The organism is Desulfosporosinus meridiei DSM 13257 (assembly GCF_000231385.2).
Lineage (GTDB): Bacteria > Bacillota > Desulfitobacteriia > Desulfitobacteriales > Desulfitobacteriaceae > Desulfosporosinus > Desulfosporosinus meridiei.
The window spans coordinates 4,439,589-4,459,257 of the sequence record NC_018515.1 but is presented as its reverse complement, the minus strand read 5'-3'; the positions used below and the strand labels follow the sequence as shown (position 1 = coordinate 4,459,257).

Here is a 19,669-nt window from a genome sequence, read left to right as displayed (position 1 = left end):
ACTCGCTTTACCGTGAACTCCACTAAAGTGTTCACTAAGCAATTGTCCTCTTAGTTGCGGCGACGGGGGCTGGGAACGGGGGAGTGTGGAGGAAGTAAGGGGTCATTGCCCGTTAACGCACGTTACGTTCCCTCGCTCGTTGGAGGCTAATTAGGAGAGAGAAAGGAAGAAATTTAGTGATCAAAAAGAAACGCACTCAGACAGTTTTAAGTATCCTTATGATGGCTCTTTTGCTGATTGGTATGTTGCCGGGGATGTTGTTGGCAGCTGATGAAAGTGGTACTAACAGTAATGGTGAGTCTTACACTACCTTAAGAGGGTTAACCTTTGTGTCCGAAGAAGAGTCTACCGTAATTATTGGAGAAACGACGGACGTCGAGTTTAAACTAAACCGTATTCCCACAAGTAAGCTCTTTACGGGGTCTGTCAATGCTACCTTAACAGATTCCCAAGGAAATGTGACTTACTATTCCGTATCCGGGGGCGGTGGTTATTACAGTTTATCCAATCTCACCTTGTACACTCCCGGAGAATATACCCTAAAGGTCAGTGCTGTTTCCCCCAACAAGGGTTCGGCAACGGGGATAATCAAGGTCTTGGACGCCGTAGCAACCGTAGCAGATTCACTCAAGGTTAATGATGATAATTCCGTAAGTGTAAAACTTACGGATTCAGAGGGAAAGGTTTTGGATCAAAGATCGGTGACAGTAGACGGGACAAAGGTTGATGCCAATCCGGCAACCCAAAGCTATACCACTCTAAGTGATGGAACCTTTATCCTAAACATTACCCCGGAAAAAGCAGGCAATGTGGATATCATTTTTGGGGGAAAAGTCATAAAATCCATACCTGTTGAGGCTGCTTATGAAACGGGCAGTCGCATCGGTTCCCAGGCTTCGGATAATGTTGCACTTTCCGTTGAGATTGCTAAGCAAGGGTGGACCAGTGCGCCAAATGTGATTTTAGCAAGAGATGATCAGTTTTCTGATTCCCTTGCTGCAGCCCCACTTTCCAAAAAGCTGGATGCCCCAATTCTTATGACCGCTTCTGGAACCTTAGATTCTAGGACATTAACTGCGTTACATGAGTTAGGAGCCAGGAACATATACATTGTTGGCGGAACCGTCGCTGTTTCCCAAACCATTGAAGATACATTAAGTAAAGACTTTACAGTGACTCGGATCGCCGGGCTGCAAGGATATGATACAGCGGCCTTGATTTCTTCCCAGGTGGGAATTGATTCCACTCAAACCGTATATTTGGCTAATGGCTCCGCGATACCTGATGCTATTGCTATCAGTGCTTTTGCAGGGGCCCATGGAAACCCAATCTTACTAACGGATCGAGATACTCTGCCGGCTTCTACGCTGCAGGCTTTGATTAATCTAAATGCCAAAAATGTTGTCCTCCTTGGAGGAACAGCAGTGATCAGTAATTCGGTGGAAAGTCAACTAAGCGACCGTTTCTTGGTTCAACGCTGGGGAGGTTATGATCGCTATGATACTCAAGGTTTGATTTTCCAAAATCTCCTTAACAAAGATAATCCTCAATCCCCCCTCTATTTTACTTCAGGGCTGGTTCGTCAAGATGATGTCAGTTCAGGAAAACCCTATGCTGATGCTTTGTTGACAGCCGCTTTGGCCGCAAAAAATGGAGGATTTGTAGCTATGACTCAACCAAACTCTCTTCCCCCAAGTTTGAACTACTTTTTACTCTATAATAAAGGCTATATTTCCAAGTCAGCGGTTGTCGGCAACAACAATGGAGTATCCTTTAATTTAGAGCAACAACTTCAGCAAATGCTTAGTCATTAAATCAAGATTCTTTAACTTAGCAAATCCCCCTGATACAATAACTACTGTTCCAAATCCAACGTGTTACAGCCATTAAAGCGGTTTCCTTTCACTAACAAAGTGGGGAGACCGCTTGTTTTTTATTGACAGCTCCATATGTATAAATTTAAGAGAACTACCTGACTACGAGAAGGATATTAATGGAATTTATTGAATATATAGTTCAGTGGACTAAGACAGCCGAAGTAATTCAAAAAAGTATACGAAGGAGGCAACGGCGGAGAGACCCTTAGATATAGGGATTAAGATGAAAGGGCTGATAAAATTTGGTAAGGAAAACCCTGCCTTTAAACCTGATGGTTATCTGCATACTACTACTACATATGGTGGCCTATCCGGTAAATGCTCTAGGAAATGTCAAGCAAGGCATTACTATTGAGCAAGCCATCCAATTAGTCAAAGATAATTTTGAGGTGCCGGAAAGCTATTCCCAGCTTTCGACAGAGTATAAAGAGTATTCCGACCGTACTACCTATTCGTTAAACTGGAATTCAGACCAGGCACCCTACGGAAGCTTTCAGGCAGAGGTAGATGCAATCAGCGGAGAAATTCTAAGCATTAATCAATGGAATGAAAGTCAAACCTCGTCCTTCAAACTTCCTGTCTTGTCCTCGGAAGATGCCTCAAAAATTGCATTAGATCTAATGACTAAATTAGCAGGTCATCATTTGCCGGAAATGCAGCTGGCCAAAGAAAAGCAACAGGTCTATGTCTTTAACGACTCTCAACCCTTCACCTATAATTATCGGTGGACGCGGATGGTGAATGGAATTACCTTCCCGGAAAACGGAGTCGCCATGAGAGTCAGTGGAGAGGATGGTCGAATTATAAGCTACAATTATAATTGGACAGAAAATCTTGTTTTCCCCTCAGCCTCCAAGATTATTTCCTTGGAAAAAGCTCGTCAAGTTTTTACCGCAACGCCAATGCTTGAATTAGAGTATTTTTTGCCGCCAATCCTTAACCCCCAAGCCCAGGAAGAACAGCAGGTTCTTCTTGTGTATCAGTTGACAAAAAACTATTTCGGGGGAGCCATAGATGCGCTGACAGGGAAACCGCTTACTCTGGATAAACCAGTTTTCGCCTCTACCACCATCCCTGCAGAAACCGACAGCTCATTATCGGCAGCATCCATTGCAGAATCAAGGTTAAAGATATCAGCCTTTGAAGATAATACCCCAATCAGTGTATCCCCAGCGGATCAAGATTCTTCAAACCCTTCAGATCATCAAATTACTCAAAAAGAAGCGGTTGAGATTGTGAAAAAAGCAGTCACTATTCCCAAGGACTTCATTCTTCGCAATTCAAACTTAAATCCGGACTGGCAGAATCCCAATGAGCAGGTCTGGGATTTAAATTGGAATACCGACTCTTATGAATCGGGAGATCAACGTTTTCTCAGTGCTCGGGTCAATGCTCAGACCGGTGATCTGGTCAGTTTTAATCTGTCCTACGGATTGAGTGCTAAGAACCAAGCTAAACCCGTTAATCGCCGAGATGCCCAAAGAATTGCCGAAGACTTTCTCAAGCGTATTCAGCCTGAGCACTTTGAGATGGTTAAGCCGGAAGCGGAAAATCCCTATGACGGCAAAATGCCGCCCAATACTCAGCTGTTCAGTTATGTCAGGCTTGTTGATGGGATTCCGGTTTCCAGTAATGGAATAATCTTGGCAGTTGATACAGTAGCCAAGCAAGTAACAAATTACGAAATGAACTGGTCTAATCAGGAGTTCCCAATAGCTGCTGATGTTTTATCTCTTGATCGGGCAGCTGAGCAGTTCTTACAAATCTGTCCGTTGGCCTTGAAATACACTGTGGTTTTTGAACCCGGTGGTCAACTGCAAGTCCGCTTAGTCTATCAAGCAAATTCAAATTATGATCTAGACCTGCCTGTTTTTCTTGATGCCAAAACCGGAAATTCCATGGATTGGCTGGGAAACCCCCAAGCACAGTGGTTTAAAGCCAATACTTATACGGATATTGAAGGTATTTATGCCGAAAAAGAAATCAGCACATTAGGTCTGACCGGAGCCTTTGGAGAATACGGAGATAAGTTTTGTCCCGGCGAAAAAATAACCACTGGTGCTCTCATGCGGGCCATGTTAACGGCTGAAGCAGGCAACTGGGATAGGACTATAGGTGATGAAGATGTTCTAAAAGTCGCCAAAGAGCGGGGCTGGCTGCTTGAGGATGCAAAACTAGAACAGGAATTAAGTCGAGAAGATTTATGCAAAGTAATGATTCGCCTCCTGAATATGGAAACATCAGCCCAAGTCCAAGGAATTTATGGGGTGCCTTTTTCCGATGCCAGCGTGATTAATCCTGACTCTATGGGGTATATCGCTCTTGCTTGGGGGTTGGGGATTATAAAGATTGACCAAAATACTTTTTCCCCAAACCAAAAGGCAACCCGAGCAGAAGCCGCCTATGCCCTGGTTCATGCCTATACCGTAGGACGACAGATGAAGAGTTATCTGAGATAGATAGTCTACTCCCATGGAGAATCAGCTAATATCAGGATGATATGATTTAACATTTACAGACAATAGGTTCATCAAAATTAGAAGTAGCGCCCAAGTCCTTTTGCTTTAAGAATTCATATAGCCTCTTAAGAAGAACCTGCCTTCAGCTAGGCGAGTTCTTCTTTTTGATAGTCCTTCATCCATAAAGAAAAATAATTATTGATAATACTTATATAAAGCAGGGAATAGATAAGGAAGTGGAGAAGTAAATCTTTAATTGGACTAGTCAACTGGGCCAAAAAGGATTACGCCTACATAGGATAGATGGGGCCGAAAAGATTCAGAAGGTAACAAGGTTAGAAGGTGATTATATGGAGCTAGATAGAAAAAGTGGTGTGCCCTATTATATCCAGCTTAAAGAGCAGATTCGTCGGCGAATAACTCAAGGAATTTGGCCTGCGGGGACAAAATTACCACCGGAACGGGAATTGGCTAAGAGCATCGCTGTCAGCCGAAATACTGTCAGTCAGGCTTATAAGGAGCTTGAGGGCGAAGGGGTTTTGTCCTCAGCCCGTGGAAAGGGAACCTTCGTGGAGGATACTGCCCTGATCATGCAGCAGGAAAGTCGTAAAGAGAAGGTCTTGCGGATTGTAGATTTGGCTATGGAGGAAGCAGTGGGTCTGGGTTTTAGTATCGATGATTTTGTCTCCTTCGTGCATGTGCGTGGTATGGAGAAAAAAGATCAGCTATCTCGGATGAAAGTGGCCTATTTAGTCAGCAATCCTGAACAATTGGCTGATGTCAATTGGAATCTCGGTCCCGGTGTTAATCTCTTCCCATTACTGCTTTCCGAACTTCAAGAATCCCTTCGTGCTCAGGAATGTATATCCGGAATGGATATGGCTATTACCGGGGTATCCCGTCTGGCAGAAGTTAAGATCCTGTTAGGGAAACAGCATATTCCAATTTTGGGGATTTCCCTGCAGCCCAGGCTTGATACAATAGTGCGCATCGCTAAGCTGAGTATTGGCCGAGAGTTCGCCCTGGTTTGTGAAAGCAACCAATATGCGGAGAAAATAAAGTTGGCCCTTAGACAAGCGGGCATATATCCTGCTTTTAGAACCCTGATTCAACCGAACGAGACTAATTTACGCGAGGTCTTACCTCAATGTGGGGCGGTAATTTTAGCACCGCGACTTCGTTTTCGAGTTGAAAAAGTACTTCCTGAGAATATGGAATGTATTGAGTTTCATTTTGAGCCGGATGCAGGCAGTCTTAACTTACTTAGAGGGGCTTTATTGGAACTAAAGGGGGAAAAATTTTGAAAAAGCAACGAATCATCGGTGTCTTCGACTCTGGAGTAGGCGGACTCACTGTGATGAAAGAAATATTAGAGCAAGTATTGGATGTTAGAATTGTCTATTTTGGAGATACCGCTCGGGTTCCCTATGGAAACCGTTCCCGGGAGGAGTTAATTCGTTTCGGCGAGGAAATTGTCACCTTCTTGATCGGCCAAGGTGCGGAGGTAATTGTCGTGGCTTGTAACAGCAGCTCTGCCACAGCCCTGCCTTTTCTAAGAGAACGTTTTGACGTACCGATGATTGGCATGGTTGAACCTGGAGCCCGCTATGCTGTAGAAAAAACCATAGCCGGAAGGATTGGGCTGATTGCCACGGAAACCACGGTCCGCAGTAAGGCTTATTCGGGTGCAGTAAGCCGAGCTCTGGCCAAAGGTTCCCTGCCGAAAGATTCTACACTTCGTGAATCCTGGCAGCATGGAGAGCAGCCTATTGCCTTAGTTAAAGCCCAAGGTTGTCCTCTCTTTGTACCTTTAATTGAGGCGGGATTGGCTGAATCGGAACAAGCCCTAGGGATAGCAAAAACTTATCTTGCGCCGCTGAAGGCAGCGGGAGTAGATACCCTTATTCTAGGGTGCACACATTATCCCTTTCTTGAGCCTGTCCTGAATGAGATTTTAGGTGAAGATGTACTCATTGTTGATCCGGCCAAGGCTGTTGTCAAAGAACTGGAGAATTTACTCAAGCATCTGGATGAGTGGGAGCGGTCGGGACTCCTTGAATCACCGCCTGCCTTAGGAAAAAAACCTTGGCGAGTACGCTATTACGTAAGTGGCGATCCCGAACTTTTTAGACAAGTAGGTAATACCCTCCTCCAAGAGCCGATTGGTCAGGTTGAGCAAGTAGTATTGGGCGAATAGTACAAAGGTTTTAGAAAGCGACCGGGGGGAATTGAATCATGGAACAAAAGACCGTGGTATTAGGGGTTATTGGATCAGATGTGCATGCGGTGGGTAATAGAATTTTAGATTTTGCTTTTACTCAAGCCGGTTTCAAAGTGATTAATATCGGGGTGCTGGCAACTCAAGAGGAGTTTATTCACTCGGCAATAGAAACTAATGCCGACGCCATATTAGTCTCCTCCTTATACGGGCACGGAGAAATGGATTGTCGAGGCTTGCGTGAGAAATGTCAGGAAAAAGGAATTGGCGACATCATTATGTATGTAGGCGGGAATTTAGTTTGTGGGAAACAGGAGTTTGAATCCGTTAAAGAACGGTTTTTAGCCATGGGCTTTAACAGAGTTTATCCACCGGGAACTCTGCCGGATCTTCCTATTGAAGATCTCCGTAAGGATTTGGGTATGACGATAAATTAAGGGGGGATGGATCTTGCAAGCAGTCCTTCTCATTGATTTTGGCAGTACGTATACCAAGGTAACGGTTGTAGACCTGGATGCGGAAATCATCGTAGGGACAGCTCGGGCAGGCACAACCATAGAAACAAATATCATGGAAGGCATGAAAGCAGCTTTAGCGCAGATTCCCGAGCCAAGGGGAGGATGGAAGTTTGTTCGTAAGCTGGCCTGCAGCAGCGCAGCCGGTGGATTGAAAATGATTGCCAGTGGATTAGTTAAGGAACTCACTGCAGAGGCGGCAAGGCGGGCAGCCCTAGGTGCCGGAGCTCGCGTGCTTGACGTTTTTAGTTATGAATTATCCCCAAAGGATTTGGATCGAATTGTTGTTTCTAAGCCGGATATCCTTCTGCTGGCGGGTGGAACCGACGGCGGAAATAAGGAAGTAATCCTTAAAAATGCAGAGCTGCTCAGTAGTCTACCTATAAGTCTCCCTGTTGTGTTTGCAGGAAATAAAGTCGTCGCAGCACAAGCTGAGGAAATGCTGAGGAAACAACATAATCCTGTAGTTGTAGCAGATAATGTGATGCCGGATTTGGGGGTTTTATCCGTAGAATCAGCGCGGTTAGCCATTCGGGAGGTGTATTTATCTCACATTATTAAGGCCAAAGGGTTAGATAAGGCCGAAGAATACTTAGAGAGAATTATGATGCCTACACCATCAGCGGTTCTTTCCGCTGCAGAGTTACTGGCTCAGGGAGAAGGTTCTGAACCGGGTTGGGGAGAACTGCTGATTGTAGACGTAGGGGGGGCTACCACAGATGTCCACTCCGTGGCCAAAGGAGATCCGAGTAAACCCAGTGTCATGCTGAAGGGCTTGCCGGAACCTTATGTGAAACGAACAGTCGAAGGGGATCTGGGGATGCGCTACAGTTCAGAGGCTCTGGTGGAAATTGCCGGGAGACGTTTAATGGACTACTTGGGCTGGACGGAGGAACAAGTTTCAGGCCAATTGGAGTTGTTAAAAGAGAATCCCTGGCGAATTCCTCAAACGGTCGAAGAAGCAAAGTTTGATGTGGCTATGGGTCGAATGGCTGTGGGTCTGGCGGTGGATCGTCACGCAGGGACGATTGAGGTGGTTTATACCCCCTTTGGTGCAAGCTATATCCAAAATGGTAAGGATTTAACCCCCTTGACAGTGGTTATCGGGACGGGAGGGGTTCTTCTCCATCATCCAGACCCGGCGGAAATTTTAAAAGGGGCAGTCTTTAATACTCAGGAACCGACGATTTTGAAACCCCAAAATCCTGCTTTCTTTTTAGACAAAGAGTATATTTTAGCGGCCATGGGCTTGCTCAGAGAAGTTTCACCTCAGATTGCTCTCAGAATGATGAAGAAATATATTGTAAAGCTTTAGGAGGGTTTATTAATGGATCTAACAGTCCGACAAATGGACACTGAAGAGTTTCAGCGCCAGAGGCAAGAAGTATTAGGACAATGGCCAACAGGTAAGGACGTATCCTTTGAAGAAGCGGTTGCCTATCAAAAATCTCTCCCTAAAAGTAAGATATTTGCCGAGAAACTGGCTGAAGGTAAAGCTAAAGGCCTCACCTTTGCCCAGCCCCGAGCCGGGGTAGCCCTGCTTAGTGAGCATATAGAATTACTGCGCTTCTTACAAGACGAAGGTGGGGCTGACTTTCTGCCCTCCACGATAGATTCTTATACTCGACAAAATCGTTATACCGAAGCCCAAGCGGGAATTGAAGAAAGTGCCATGATCGGCCGCTCTATGCTTAACGGGTTTCCGGCAGTCAATCACGGGGTAGCTGCTTGTCGGCAGATCGTGGAGAGTGTCCAAGTTCCTGTTCAGGTTCGGCATGGGACTCCCGATGCCCGTTTGCTCGCTGAGATTACTATTGCCGGCGGATTTACGGACTACGAAGGCGGCGGAATTTCCTATAATATTCCCTATTCCAAAGATGTTTCCATTGAAAGTACCATCAAATATTGGCAGTATGTAGATCGCCTCATTGGTCTCTACGAAGAACAGGGAGTAAAAATCAATCGGGAGCCCTTTGGTCCTTTGACTGGAACCCTGGTTCCCCCCTCAATTTCCCATGCTGTTGCCGTCATTGAAGGGATTTTGGCAGTGGCTCAAGGTGTGCGCAGTCTGACCCTCGGCTACGGACAATGCGGTAACCTCATTCAAGACGTGGCTGCTCTGCATACATTACCGGTTCTTGCGGAAGAGTATTTAGCAAAACTTAATTTGCCTAAAGTAATGATCACTACAGTCTTCCACCAATGGATGGGTGGTTTTCCCCAGGATGAAGCGAAAGCCTTTGGGGTCATTTCCTGGGGTGCAGTGACTGCAGCTTTAGGTAAGGCTACAAAAGTTATTGTCAAGACTCCTCACGAAGCACTGGGAATTCCCACCAAAGAAGCCAATGCAGCAGGTATTCGCACTACGAAGCAAATTTTAACCATGCTGAAAGACCAGACCCTGCCTATGACTCCGGAGTTAGCTCTGGAAGAGGAAATGATCTTAGCCGAGACAAGAGCGATTCTTGATCGGGTTCTGGATTTGGGAGAAGGAGATGCTGCTGTGGGAACAGTTCGGGCCTTCCAGGCGGGCGTCATTGATGTACCCTTTGCACCTAGCCGCTATAATGCCGGCAAGATCCTCCCGGCTCGCGACACCTCAGGTGCGGTGCGTTTATTAGACTTTGGTAATGTTCCCTTTGATGAAAGAATTAAGGATTTTCATCGTGAACGCATAGCCCAGCGGGGCAGAGATGAGGAGCGGGATCCGTCTTTTCAGATGGTGATTGATGATATTTATGCCATTGGGAAGGGGATGCTTGTGGGGCGGCCCAGAGCGTAGTTTCGCTCGGGTCGCTTAGGTCGCATAGGTCGCATAGTGGAGCAGTATCATTTTAGTTGAGTCAGAAAACTCGTAAATCTGGAAAGAATGGTTGTGAAAGGATGGATATTCCAGATGCGAGATTATGACGATGACTTTAAAGAAGAAGCTATCAAATTGTCCTATGAATTAGGACCCACCAAAGCCTCCAGACAATTAGGCATACCTTCAACGACATTACGTACATGGCGCGACAAATTAAATAAACATGGCGATCAAGCCTTTGTAGGTAGTGGTCACCCGCGTATCGACCCTAAAACTGCAGATATAGCTGCATTGGAAAAGAAGATCAAAGAACTGGAATCAGCTAACGATATTTTGAAAAAAGCATTAGGTTTTTTCGCCGAGAGCCAAAAGAGATAGCTGCACGAGAACTATTCAGATTTATACGGGTACAAAAGATTAAAGAACCAACTAAGCATAGTATCAAAGAATTTTGTAAGGTACTAAAAGTTAGTGAGGCCGGTTATTACAAATGGCTACGCCTCCAAAATCGCCCCTATAAATATAATGACCTTTTGGCTAAAATCCTTGAGATTCGTGCAGAAAATCCGGACTATGGACCCTATCGAATTTATTTGGAGTTGAAGCTTTTTCACAATTACACCCAAAGCTATTATCTGATCCTGAAACTTTGCAAAGAGCATAAGCTTAGACTCAAGAAGAAGTTCTATGCCAAAGGGATTACCAAGGCAGATCCATCAGCACAAGCCAGTGAAAACTTGATTCAACAAGATTTTAGTGCCTCGTTACCTAATCAGAAGTGGCTGGGGGACATCACAGAAATCCCAACTTCTGACGGAAAGCTCTATCTTGCTGCAATACTAGACTGTTTTGACGGAAGCATTGTCGGGTTTAAAATGGCTGATAACATGAGAGCTGAGCTTTGCGTCGATGCCTTCTTATCTGCCGTCAAAAAATATCCAGCTACTGGAATGATCTTTCATAGCGACAGAGGAAGTCAATATACCAGTAAACTTTACCGAGAAACTTTGGCCCGGTATGAGGCAGTCCAAAGTATGAGCAATACCGGGAAATGTTTTGATAATGCTAGAATGGAATCGTTTTTTGCTACACTAAAGAAAGAGAAAATCTATAAGTACAAAACAGAAACCATGAGCATGAATGTTGTTAAAAGCATGATCTTTAGGTTTATAGAAGTCTACTATAATCGTAAAAGAATTTACACGACTAATGACGGCTATCCTCCTCTGATCAAGCGTTTAAACTATTACAAAGAGCAGTTAATAAAAGCATCTTAAAAAATGGGCAGTCAAGGTCTTGCTCCTCAAAATTGTCGCAAGACCCATCTCAATTATTTTATGGTGAAGTTCGTCAAGGTCAGGTTGTATTTTCCAGAGAAAAGATTTCTGGAAAATCTCCACCTTACCCTTGACTTCACACCAACTACCGGATATCAACAAGGGCAATCTTATGCCAGAATTACGAGTTTAGGGACTAAACTAAATTTGACAATTCCATAGGTCGCTTAGCACCATCTAGGGATGAATATAGGGTCGCTTGGGGCAGGGCGGCTTCGACCACATCCGCTACACCCAGCATTCCGAGGCTCGCCCACGCGTTGACCTGGGAGCGATCTTCAGCGGATAAGTATTCTTTGGAGATAGCCGCTTCAGCGAAAATGTCCACCGGACACTTTCGTGCCAAACCTCTGGGCAATACCTGATGTGAACCCGTGGCACGCTTCCCCAGGTCAACTTTGTGGGCTTTACCGCCTCTCCATGCAATGGGTTCACTCCTGTGGATCGAAGCCGCCCTTGTCTTTCGGGTCTATTATGCTTAAGAATGGTTTGGGGCTTTTTTCTGTAGCCTGACATGACTCTGCTAGGGCGGCAACATCTCCGCTCCCAGAGCCATACAGAAAAAATATCCGGCTGTCTACCCTAAGCACCCCAAAGCTTTGTTTACACTCTCAACAAGCTGGCTGAAAAGCGCTCCGCCCCGGAGCCGGAGCCGGACAAGAACCGTTAACCCAACATGCGACAGAACAGGATGGTCCTAGTGGCGCATGCGCTATAGACGGCATAGAGCACCGTCTTCGCACGGGTTAACATAGCTAAAAAGCGTTCCGCCTTAGAGCCAGACATAAGGATCGTCCCCCGTCTAGAATCGATTTTTCATGATAGTAAAAAACGTGTTAAAAGGACCGTCCCTCTAACACTTAAAAGGACCGTCCCTCTAACACTCTGTCCCTCTAACACTCTAAGTCCCCAAAAGTTCTGCTCATATTCCCAACAAGCTGGCTGAAGGAGCGCTTTTCAGCAAAGCGGCTGCGTCAGTGGAGCCGCGCTAAGGCGAGTGCCGACGGTTCGCGTCCCCGTAGCGCGCCGCAGGTTAACATGCAGAAAAGCCCAGAGGTTCGGACGCGCTCGCGAACCGTCCAGCGAGCCAGCGGCGGAACTCGCAGGCGCGTGGTGAAAAGCGCTCCGCCCCAGAGCCGGACAAGAACGGAGCCCCATACGCTTTAAATTCTAAGGAGGCCTATTTGATGAAAATTATTGACGTTATTGCTTCGCCGGGACTCACTGGCTTTTATTTCGATGATCAGCTTGCCATCAAATCCGGTGTCAAGCATGATGGCTTTACATATGTAGGAGAGCCTAAGACTCCCGGTTTTCAGGCGGTTCGCCAACGGGGTGAGTCGATTTCCGTGATGCTTATTTTAGAAGATGGGCAGATTGCTTCAGGAGATTGTGCTGCGGTACAATATTCAGGTGCCGGAGGCAGGGACCCCCTCTTTCTAGCCAATGATTTTATACCGATTATCCTTGAGGAAATTGCCCCTAAGCTCATTGGGCAAGAGTTAGATTCCTTTCGAAAATTAGTGGGCTTGGTGGAAAACTCCAAACGAGAGAATGGTGAAGGTTACCATACCGCCATCCGCTACGGTGTGAGTCAAGCTATTCTGGATGGAGTAGCTAAAGCCCAGAGAAAGACCATGACCGAAGTGATTTTAGATGAATACGAGCTGCCCATGGTTTTGGAACCGGTCCCGATTTTTACCCAAACCGGGGATGATCGCTATGAAAATGCGGATAAAGCGATTATTAAGCGTGCTGGGGTTTTACCTCATGCATTGATCAATAACGTGGAGACAAAGCTAGGCAAAAATGGTGAGCTCCTCTTGGATTATGTTACTTGGCTTAAAAATCGGATTTTGTCCCTGGGTGGGGATGACTATCGGCCGATCCTGCATATAGATGTCTACGGGACGATTGGGTTAGCTTTCGAGGATAATGTAGAACGGATGGTAGAGTATTTCCTAGCCTTGGAAGAGGCTGCGGCTCCCTTGCACTTGAGAATTGAAGGCCCCATGGATGCCGGAAGCCTTGAAGGGCAAATTGCCCAGCTTAAGGAATTAAGGCTGGCATTGAAGGCCCGGGGAGTAAAGGTTGAAATTGTAGCTGATGAGTGGTGCAATACTTACGAAGATATTGTAAAATTTGTAGATGCTCAGGCAGCGGATATGGTTCAAATCAAAACTCCGGATCTGGGTGGGATTCAAAATACCATTGAAGCGGTTATCTACTCCAAAAAATTCGGCGTGGGTGCTTATGTGGGTGGATCCTGCAATGAGACGGATTCTGGAGGACGGACAGCTGTCCATGTAGCCCTGGCTACTCGTCCGGATCAGATGTTGGCCAAACCGGGTATGGGAGTCGATGAGGGATATATGATCGTACACAATGAGATGAATAGAACATTGGCCGTGTTAAAGCGGATTGCCCAATTGCCTTCCTAAATGGGAAACATACTATTATAATGAAGCTATTATTAAAGGGTCAAAGATCCTAAGATCCTAAGATCCAAAGACCCAAAGACCTAAAGAACCAAAGGAGTATGTAGACACCAATGAGTAAAATCGGGTTAACAACAACAGTACCGGTTGAAGTTATCTATGCTGCAGGGCATACGCCCGTTGATTTGAACAATATCTTTATTACCGGCTCGGATGCGATGAAACGCTTAGAAGAAGCTGAGCTGGCGGGGTATCCTCGCAATGTTTGTGGCTGGATTAAGGGCCTGTATTCTACAGCCTTGCAAAATCCGGATATCAGGCAGATAGTTGCTGTAACCCAAGGGGATTGCAGCAACACCCATGCTCTGATGGAGACCTGGGAAGTTGAGGGGATTGAGATTATTCCTTTTGCCTTTCCTTATGATCGAGATCCGGACATGCTGCGGCTCCAAATGGACAAACTGATAAGTGTGCTGGGAACCACATGGCAAGATGTCAATGAGCAAAAGAAACGGCTTGACCAGGTTCGCTCCCTGGCTGGGGAGATCGATCGCTTAACTTGGGAAGAAAACAGAGTCAGCGGGTTTGAGAATCACCTTTATCAGGTATCCTGTTCAGATTTTAATGGTAACCCTGAAGGTTTTGCCTCTGAGATGGAGGAGTTTATTCAGACTGCCCGCATGAGGGAGCCCCTCTCAGCATCCTCTCCGGGTGCCGTGAAGGGGAAAAAGCGGGAAATCCGCCTAGGTTATATCGGGGTTCCGCCAATTTTCCCGGAGCTATACGATTATTTAGAAGACCACGGAGCCAGAGTAGTCTTTAATGAAGTTCAAAGGCAATTCGCCATGCCTTTTAATACCCCGGACATTGTTGAACAGTATCGTTTATATACTTATCCTTATAAAGTGTTTCTGCGCTTAGAAGATATTGCCAGGGAAGCAGAGCGTCGTCAACTTGATGGCATAATTCATTACACCCAAAGCTTTTGTTATCGACAGATAGAGGATCAAATTATTAGGAAAAAGCTGGACTATCCAATTTTAACCTTAGAAGGCGAAAATCCAACAGGGTTGGATGCCCGTAACAAAATGCGGATAGAATCATTTCTAAGTATGATCGAAGACTAAGGTTAGGCTTGTCATGAGAGGATGGACAACATGTCGAGACAACAAACTATTTGTGGAATTGATTTGGGAAGTCGGAGCGTTAAAATTGCTTTGATGGAGCAAAAGGCTGAAGGGGAAGAGCTGGAAATTATTCGCCTGGAAAGTCTGGATACCATCCGCTTCTATCGGGAATATGGACGAAAACAAGGAGACAAGTTAGCTGTGGACTTTACAGCCTTGGGGCTGCCTGAAGTAGATCGCTTAGTCTCTACAGGATATGGTCGAAATACTCTGGAACTTGCCGGTGGAGAAGCAATTCCTGAACTAAAGGCTCATGTATGGGGAGCCATATTCCAAACCGGTCTGCAGGATTTCACTCTGGTAGATCTGGGTGGGCAAGATAGTAAAATAATTCAGGTTCAAAAAGGCAGGATGATCGACTTCTTGACCAACGATAAGTGTGCTGCCTCATCCGGACGTTATCTCGAGAATATGGCGACGATCCTCGACCTTTCCCTGGATGAACTGGGGGAATACACCGAGGCTCCGGTGGAGCTTAATTCCACCTGCGCCGTATTTGGTGAAAGTGAGTTAATCGGTAAGATTGTGGAAGGATTTCCCTTGCCGGAATTGGCTGCCGGAGTAAACACTACCATCGTGAGACGAATTTTACCTCTCTTGCGTTCCTTCCGGGGAGAGGTCATAGTTTTTACCGGTGGAGTAGCCCACAACCAGGCAGTAGCCAAACTGTTGGAAATGGGTTCCGGCCGTCGGATTGTTATACCCCCAGAACCCCAATATAATGGGGCAATTGGCTGCTGCGTATACGCTACCCGATAAAACCCGGAATATTGGGCAGCTTATTAATGGAATTATATATAAGAGGAAGCTGCTAAGAAAATTCTCGCAAATAGGACGGCTGCCAACTTATGTGGCGCAGAAACCTTAACCCAGCTTTTGCTTGGATTGAATATAGATAAATTAAATGGCTCTTATATGGCAAATGATATTGAGCGATCAAGAAACCTTAAGCTTTTAAAGCAGAAACCATGAAAGGTAAGCCGGTTAGGATTAATTCAGGGTTTTTTAACTAATATAAAAATAATATTACCATAATAAAAAAACATAATAAAAACATCAAAAATGCCAAAACTAGTCTCCTATTTTAAGTAAAAAAGCCTTATAATAAGTTAGTGCAAGAAATTACAAATGAATATTATAGGTGCTGAAGACTGTATGGGCCAAGGAGCCGAAGAAAAATTTTTTTTGGAGGTCGACTTATGCAACGATTACTAGATGGGCTGATTAAGTTTAGACAGAAAGACTATGAAGAGCATAAAGCATTATTTAGTAAATTAAAACGAGGTCAACAACCGCACACTCTATTTATCGCTTGTTCCGATTCACGTGTAATGCCGGAAATGATAACTAAGTCCTTACCGGGAGAACTTTTTGTTGTACGAAATATTGCCAATATCGTGCCTCCCTACAAAGACATTCACCAGGATTATGTGGCAACGACTTCTGCCATTGAATATGCTGTCAAATCCCTAAAGGTTGAGAATATCGTTGTCTGTGGTCACTCCAACTGTGGAGGCTGTGCCTCAATATATTTACCCGATGAGATTCTCAACAACCTGCCGGATACTAAAAAATGGCTGGAATTGGCTCAAAACGTTAAGAGACGGGTTATGGGACATCTCAAAGATGAATCGGATATATACCAAAGAGAATGGTTAACCGAACAAATAAACATACTTGAGCAAATCAAGCATCTGTTGACTTATCCCTACATTAAAGAGAAGTATCTTAACAAAGAACTGAATATTTATGGTTTTTACTATATGATTGAAACAGGAGAGGTATTCATCTTCGATTATGAAACCGGAGAGTTCAAATTATCTAACTAATAACTAGGAAAAGGTTAAGTTGATCTTTCAACAGATATTCCGAACACCAGTCTTTTAATGACTAGTGTTCGGAATGTGTAATTTTAGGGCATATTAAGGCTGAAAGAGTATTCTTTGAGAAGTGAGGTAGGCAAGTGAAGATTACCAAAGTTGCAAAAGCTGGGACTTTAGAGTCCAATGATATTCTAATCATGGTCAGCCCTAAGGACCGGGGAATAATTGAGCTTGATTTAGAGAGTATTGTAATGCAGCAATTCGGAGAGGTTATCGAGCAAGTGATTTTACATAAAGTACAGGAAATGGGAGTAGAGGGTGTCTCGATCAAGGCTCAAGATCGAGGGGCATTAGATTACACCATTGCGGCCAGAGTAGAAACTGCTCTAAACAGGGCAATTTAAGATAAGAATTAAGTGTTCACGTAGGTGGATATTGAACAGGGTTTTAAAAAGGGATAATTTGCTGCGCGAACGCGATAACAAGATAACAAGATAACAAGATAACAAGATAACAAGATAAGGGGGGATGAGAGTGCAAGCCTTAAGACGAAGTATGCTATTCATGCCCGGAAACAGTCCGAGAATGCTTCAAGATGCCGCTATACTGGGAGCAGACTCCATCATTCTGGATTTAGAAGATGCAGTAAGTCTGACAGAAAAAGATAGTGCCAGAATCTTAGTCAGAGAAGCCATTAAAACAATTGATTACTCAGCCGTGGAAGTCGTAGTAAGAGTTAACCCCTTAGATACGGAATTTGGAGCTCCGGACATAGAGGTTATCGCCAGAGTTCAGCCTCATGCCTTATTAATTCCTAAGGCTGATGAAGATGAGATAAGGCTGGTGGATAAGACTCTTACTAAAATCGAAGCAGAAGAGGGCTTTCCTGCCGGAGGGATTAAGATCATTGCTCTCATAGAAACCGCTCTGGGTCTGGAAAATGTTTTTAACGTCATTAAAGCTTCTCCGCGAACCGTCGGGGTTTTATTGGGGGGAGAAGATTTAACTGCAGATTTAGGCATAGAAAGGACTAAGGAGGGGGAGGAAATCTTTTATGCCCGCAATAAAGTCGCCACTGTCTGTCGAGCTTTAAAAGTTGATGCCATAGATACCCCTTTTACAGATACCAATGATCATGAGGGGCTCAAAAAGGATACAGCCCGAGGAAAAGGATTAGGTCTGACTGGGAAAGCAGCCATTAATCCGAGACAGATCGAGACAATTCACTCCGTCTTCGCACCGACTCAGAATGAGCTGAAAAGGGCGTTAAGGATACTTGAAGCCAGGGAGGAAGCGGAGAAAGAAGGTCAGGGAGTCTTTTCCTTAGATGGTAAAATGGTCGATGCCCCGGTCATCAATCGGGCCAAGCGTATTGTCGACCAAGGGATCAGACTGAGACTTATTAGTGGTGAAGGTGGAGCAAAATGAAAAATCTACTAGGCAGGGAAATTCCCGATTATATAGACGGGCACGGGCCGGTTAAGCCCTTTCAAGGATCCTTCAGTAATTGCGGGGTGAAAACAAGATCTGCTGTAAAGCTGACAAGTGTGCTTCCCAATGATCAAAAAGTGCTGCCCAGCCTTGATGATCTCTTCGATAAGTTAAAGATAACCGACGGAATGACCATCTCATTTCACCATCATTTACGAAATGGGGATTATGTTCTAAATATGGTCATGGAGAAATTGGCAGCCAGAGGGCTAAAGGGGCTGACCATAGCAGCCAGTTCGATTTTTCCAATCCATGCCCCTCTGGTCAAACATATGGAAACCGGAGTAGTCACCGGACTAATCACTAATTATCTATCCGGACCTGTGGCGGAAGCAGTTTCCCGGGGGAGACTTCTTAAACCGGCAATCATGCAGACTCATGGTGGGCGGGCCAGGGCCATAGAAAGTGGAGATCTGAAGATTGATGTGGCCTTTTTGGCGGCCCCTACCGCAGACCCCTATGGAAATATTAACGGAGTCTACGGAAAGTCTGCCTGTGGCTCATTAGGGTATGCGGTGGCAGACGCGGAGTATGCCAATGTAACCGTTGCTATAACCGACCATTTAGTGCCTTATCCCGCCAATCCCATTGAAATAAGCCAAATTTATATAGATTATGTCGTTAAGATTGACTCTATCGGAGATCCTCAGGGTATTGTTTCAGGAACTACCAAAATCACTAAGGATCCGGTGGCCCTGATTATTGCCAAAAGAGCTGCCCAGCTGATTAAAGCCTCAGGCTTAGTCCGAGAGGGTATGTCTTTTCAAACGGGAGCGGGTGGAACCTCCCTGGCTGTTGCTGCGGAGCTGAAAAAAATCATGCAGGACGAAGGAGTCGTGGGGAGTTTTGCTTCCGGCGGAATTACGGGCTATCTTGTAGAAATGCTGGAAGAAGGGCTTTTTCGAAGCCTCTTAGATGTCCAATGTTTTGACTTAAAAGCAGTGGAATCTTATAGAGACAATCCTAGCCATCAATTTATGTCAGCTTCAATGTATGGCAATCCCCATACTAAGGGAGCAGTGGTGAATAATCTGGATATCATGATCCTGGGAGCTACAGAAATCGACCTGGATTTTAATGTGAATGTAACAACCGGTTCCAGTGGAGTGATTATGGGCGGCTCAGGAGGACATAGTGATACTGCGGCAGGATCCAAGCTGGCTATTGTGGTAACCAACTTGATGAAGGCTCGGCTTCCGATTATTCGAGATAAAGTGCTGACGGCAACCACTCCGGGAGAAAGCATTGATGCCGTGGTCACCGAACGGGGGATAGCCGTTAACCCCAGGAGATTGGATCTGCTTGAACAACTAAGCCAGGCTCAACTTCCGCTGATGACCATTGGGGAATTGAAACAACTGGCGGAGAAAATCACGGGAATTCCTAAACCGATTGAAACTTCAGAGGAGATCGTGGCAGTGATAGAATATCGGGATGGTACAGTGATCGACGTTGTGAGGAAGGTCCAGGAGTAACTCCTCCAACCTAAAATAAAGGATGGGATGGTTTAAAAGGAGA

The 19,669-nt window shown here is 45.3% G+C and carries 17 protein-coding genes; 16 read left to right on the top strand and 1 reads right to left on the bottom strand.

Features of this window, described 5'->3' with window-relative positions; translation table 11 throughout:
• Positions 1 to 176 precede the first annotated feature (176 nt).
• The 9 genes from DESMER_RS20565 (at position 177) to DESMER_RS20525 (ending at position 11,152) form a co-directional block, all read left to right on the top strand.
• The gene (locus DESMER_RS20565; RefSeq protein ID WP_014904995.1) at positions 177 to 1,814 is read left to right on the top strand and encodes a cell wall-binding repeat-containing protein; all 1,638 of its coding nucleotides are present in this window, start codon (positions 177 to 179) and stop codon (positions 1,812 to 1,814) included.
• A gap of 305 nt (positions 1,815 to 2,119) precedes the next feature.
• Positions 2,120 to 4,336 (top strand): YcdB/YcdC domain-containing protein, encoded by a 2,217-nt coding sequence (locus tag DESMER_RS20560; RefSeq protein WP_014904994.1) that lies wholly within the window; start codon positions 2,120 to 2,122, stop codon positions 4,334 to 4,336.
• Positions 4,337 to 4,686: 350 nt separating this feature from the next.
• Positions 4,687 to 5,640: a GntR family transcriptional regulator gene (locus DESMER_RS20555; protein WP_014904993.1), complete on the top strand. Its 954-nt coding sequence runs from the start codon at positions 4,687 to 4,689 to the stop codon at positions 5,638 to 5,640.
• Positions 5,637 to 6,533: a glutamate racemase gene (locus DESMER_RS20550; protein WP_014904992.1), complete on the top strand. Its 897-nt coding sequence runs from the start codon at positions 5,637 to 5,639 to the stop codon at positions 6,531 to 6,533. The genes DESMER_RS20555 and DESMER_RS20550 overlap by 4 nt, the downstream gene beginning before the upstream one ends.
• Before the next feature lie 38 nt (positions 6,534 to 6,571).
• Entirely contained in the window at positions 6,572 to 6,991 is a 420-nt protein-coding gene (gene glmS, locus DESMER_RS20545) for a methylaspartate mutase subunit S (protein ID WP_014904991.1), read from the top strand.
• 13 nt (positions 6,992 to 7,004) lie between these two features.
• Positions 7,005 to 8,384, top strand: coding sequence for a methylaspartate mutase accessory protein GlmL (gene glmL / locus DESMER_RS20540; RefSeq protein ID WP_014904990.1), 1,380 nt, complete (start codon positions 7,005 to 7,007; stop codon positions 8,382 to 8,384).
• A 12-nt stretch (positions 8,385 to 8,396) separates the two neighbouring features.
• Positions 8,397 to 9,851 carry a methylaspartate mutase subunit E gene (locus DESMER_RS20535; protein ID WP_014904989.1) on the top strand — a complete coding sequence of 485 codons (1,455 nt, stop codon included), beginning with the start codon at positions 8,397 to 8,399 and terminating at the stop codon, positions 9,849 to 9,851.
• A gap of 114 nt (positions 9,852 to 9,965) precedes the next feature.
• Positions 9,966 to 10,253 carry a transposase gene (locus DESMER_RS20530; protein ID WP_014902934.1) on the top strand — a complete coding sequence of 96 codons (288 nt, stop codon included), beginning with the start codon at positions 9,966 to 9,968 and terminating at the stop codon, positions 10,251 to 10,253.
• A complete protein-coding gene (locus DESMER_RS20525) occupies positions 10,220 to 11,152 on the top strand; it encodes an IS3 family transposase (RefSeq protein ID WP_148275275.1) in 933 nt (310 codons plus the stop codon). Before DESMER_RS20530 ends, DESMER_RS20525 begins: the two co-directional genes overlap by 34 nt.
• Before the next feature lie 196 nt (positions 11,153 to 11,348).
• Here DESMER_RS20525 and DESMER_RS20520 read toward each other — a convergent pair whose 3' ends face one another.
• Positions 11,349 to 11,558: a hypothetical protein gene (locus tag DESMER_RS20520; protein WP_148275310.1), complete on the bottom strand. Its 210-nt coding sequence runs from the start codon at positions 11,556 to 11,558 to the stop codon at positions 11,349 to 11,351.
• Between the two features lie 841 nt (positions 11,559 to 12,399).
• On the opposite strand from DESMER_RS20520, the gene DESMER_RS20515 reads away from it, so the two are divergent.
• The 7 genes from DESMER_RS20515 to citF all read left to right on the top strand — a co-directional run bounded on the left by DESMER_RS20515 (position 12,400) and on the right by citF (position 19,626).
• A complete protein-coding gene (locus DESMER_RS20515) occupies positions 12,400 to 13,653 on the top strand; it encodes a methylaspartate ammonia-lyase (protein ID WP_014904988.1) in 1,254 nt (417 codons plus the stop codon).
• A gap of 110 nt (positions 13,654 to 13,763) precedes the next feature.
• Complete coding sequence (locus tag DESMER_RS20510; RefSeq protein WP_014904987.1) at positions 13,764 to 14,777, top strand: 2-hydroxyacyl-CoA dehydratase family protein; 1,014 nt, start codon at positions 13,764 to 13,766, stop codon at positions 14,775 to 14,777.
• A gap of 30 nt (positions 14,778 to 14,807) precedes the next feature.
• Positions 14,808 to 15,596, top strand: coding sequence for an acyl-CoA dehydratase activase (locus DESMER_RS20505; RefSeq protein ID WP_014904986.1), 789 nt, complete (start codon positions 14,808 to 14,810; stop codon positions 15,594 to 15,596).
• A 440-nt stretch (positions 15,597 to 16,036) separates the two neighbouring features.
• Positions 16,037 to 16,666 carry a carbonic anhydrase gene (locus tag DESMER_RS20500; RefSeq protein ID WP_014904985.1) on the top strand — a complete coding sequence of 210 codons (630 nt, stop codon included), beginning with the start codon at positions 16,037 to 16,039 and terminating at the stop codon, positions 16,664 to 16,666.
• Positions 16,667 to 16,800: 134 nt separating this feature from the next.
• Entirely contained in the window at positions 16,801 to 17,064 is a 264-nt protein-coding gene (citD, locus tag DESMER_RS20495; RefSeq protein ID WP_014904984.1) for a citrate lyase acyl carrier protein, read from the top strand.
• Between the two features lie 130 nt (positions 17,065 to 17,194).
• On the top strand, positions 17,195 to 18,088 hold the full coding sequence (locus DESMER_RS20490; protein WP_014904983.1) for an HpcH/HpaI aldolase/citrate lyase family protein: 894 nt from the start codon (positions 17,195 to 17,197) through the stop codon (positions 18,086 to 18,088).
• A complete protein-coding gene (gene citF / locus DESMER_RS20485) occupies positions 18,085 to 19,626 on the top strand; it encodes a citrate lyase subunit alpha (protein WP_014904982.1) in 1,542 nt (513 codons plus the stop codon). The genes DESMER_RS20490 and citF overlap by 4 nt, the downstream gene beginning before the upstream one ends.
• Positions 19,627 to 19,669 lie beyond the last annotated feature (43 nt).

Excerpts from the sequence above, each read along its gene's own strand:
- glmS (WP_014904991.1), top strand. The coding sequence starts at position 6,572 with ATGGAACAAAAGACCGTGGTATTAGGGGTTATTGGATCAGATGTGCAT.
- DESMER_RS20535 (WP_014904989.1), top strand. The coding sequence starts at position 8,397 with ATGGATCTAACAGTCCGACAAATGGACACTGAAGAGTTTCAGCGCCAG.
- DESMER_RS20515 (WP_014904988.1), top strand. The coding sequence starts at position 12,400 with ATGAAAATTATTGACGTTATTGCTTCGCCGGGACTCACTGGCTTTTAT.
- citF (WP_014904982.1), top strand. The coding sequence starts at position 18,085 with ATGAAAAATCTACTAGGCAGGGAAATTCCCGATTATATAGACGGGCAC.
- DESMER_RS20505 (WP_014904986.1), top strand. The coding sequence starts at position 14,808 with ATGTCGAGACAACAAACTATTTGTGGAATTGATTTGGGAAGTCGGAGC.
- DESMER_RS20555 (WP_014904993.1), top strand. The coding sequence starts at position 4,687 with ATGGAGCTAGATAGAAAAAGTGGTGTGCCCTATTATATCCAGCTTAAA.
- DESMER_RS20530 (WP_014902934.1), top strand. The coding sequence starts at position 9,966 with ATGCGAGATTATGACGATGACTTTAAAGAAGAAGCTATCAAATTGTCC.
- DESMER_RS20510 (WP_014904987.1), top strand. The coding sequence starts at position 13,764 with ATGAGTAAAATCGGGTTAACAACAACAGTACCGGTTGAAGTTATCTAT.
- DESMER_RS20500 (WP_014904985.1), top strand. The coding sequence starts at position 16,037 with ATGCAACGATTACTAGATGGGCTGATTAAGTTTAGACAGAAAGACTAT.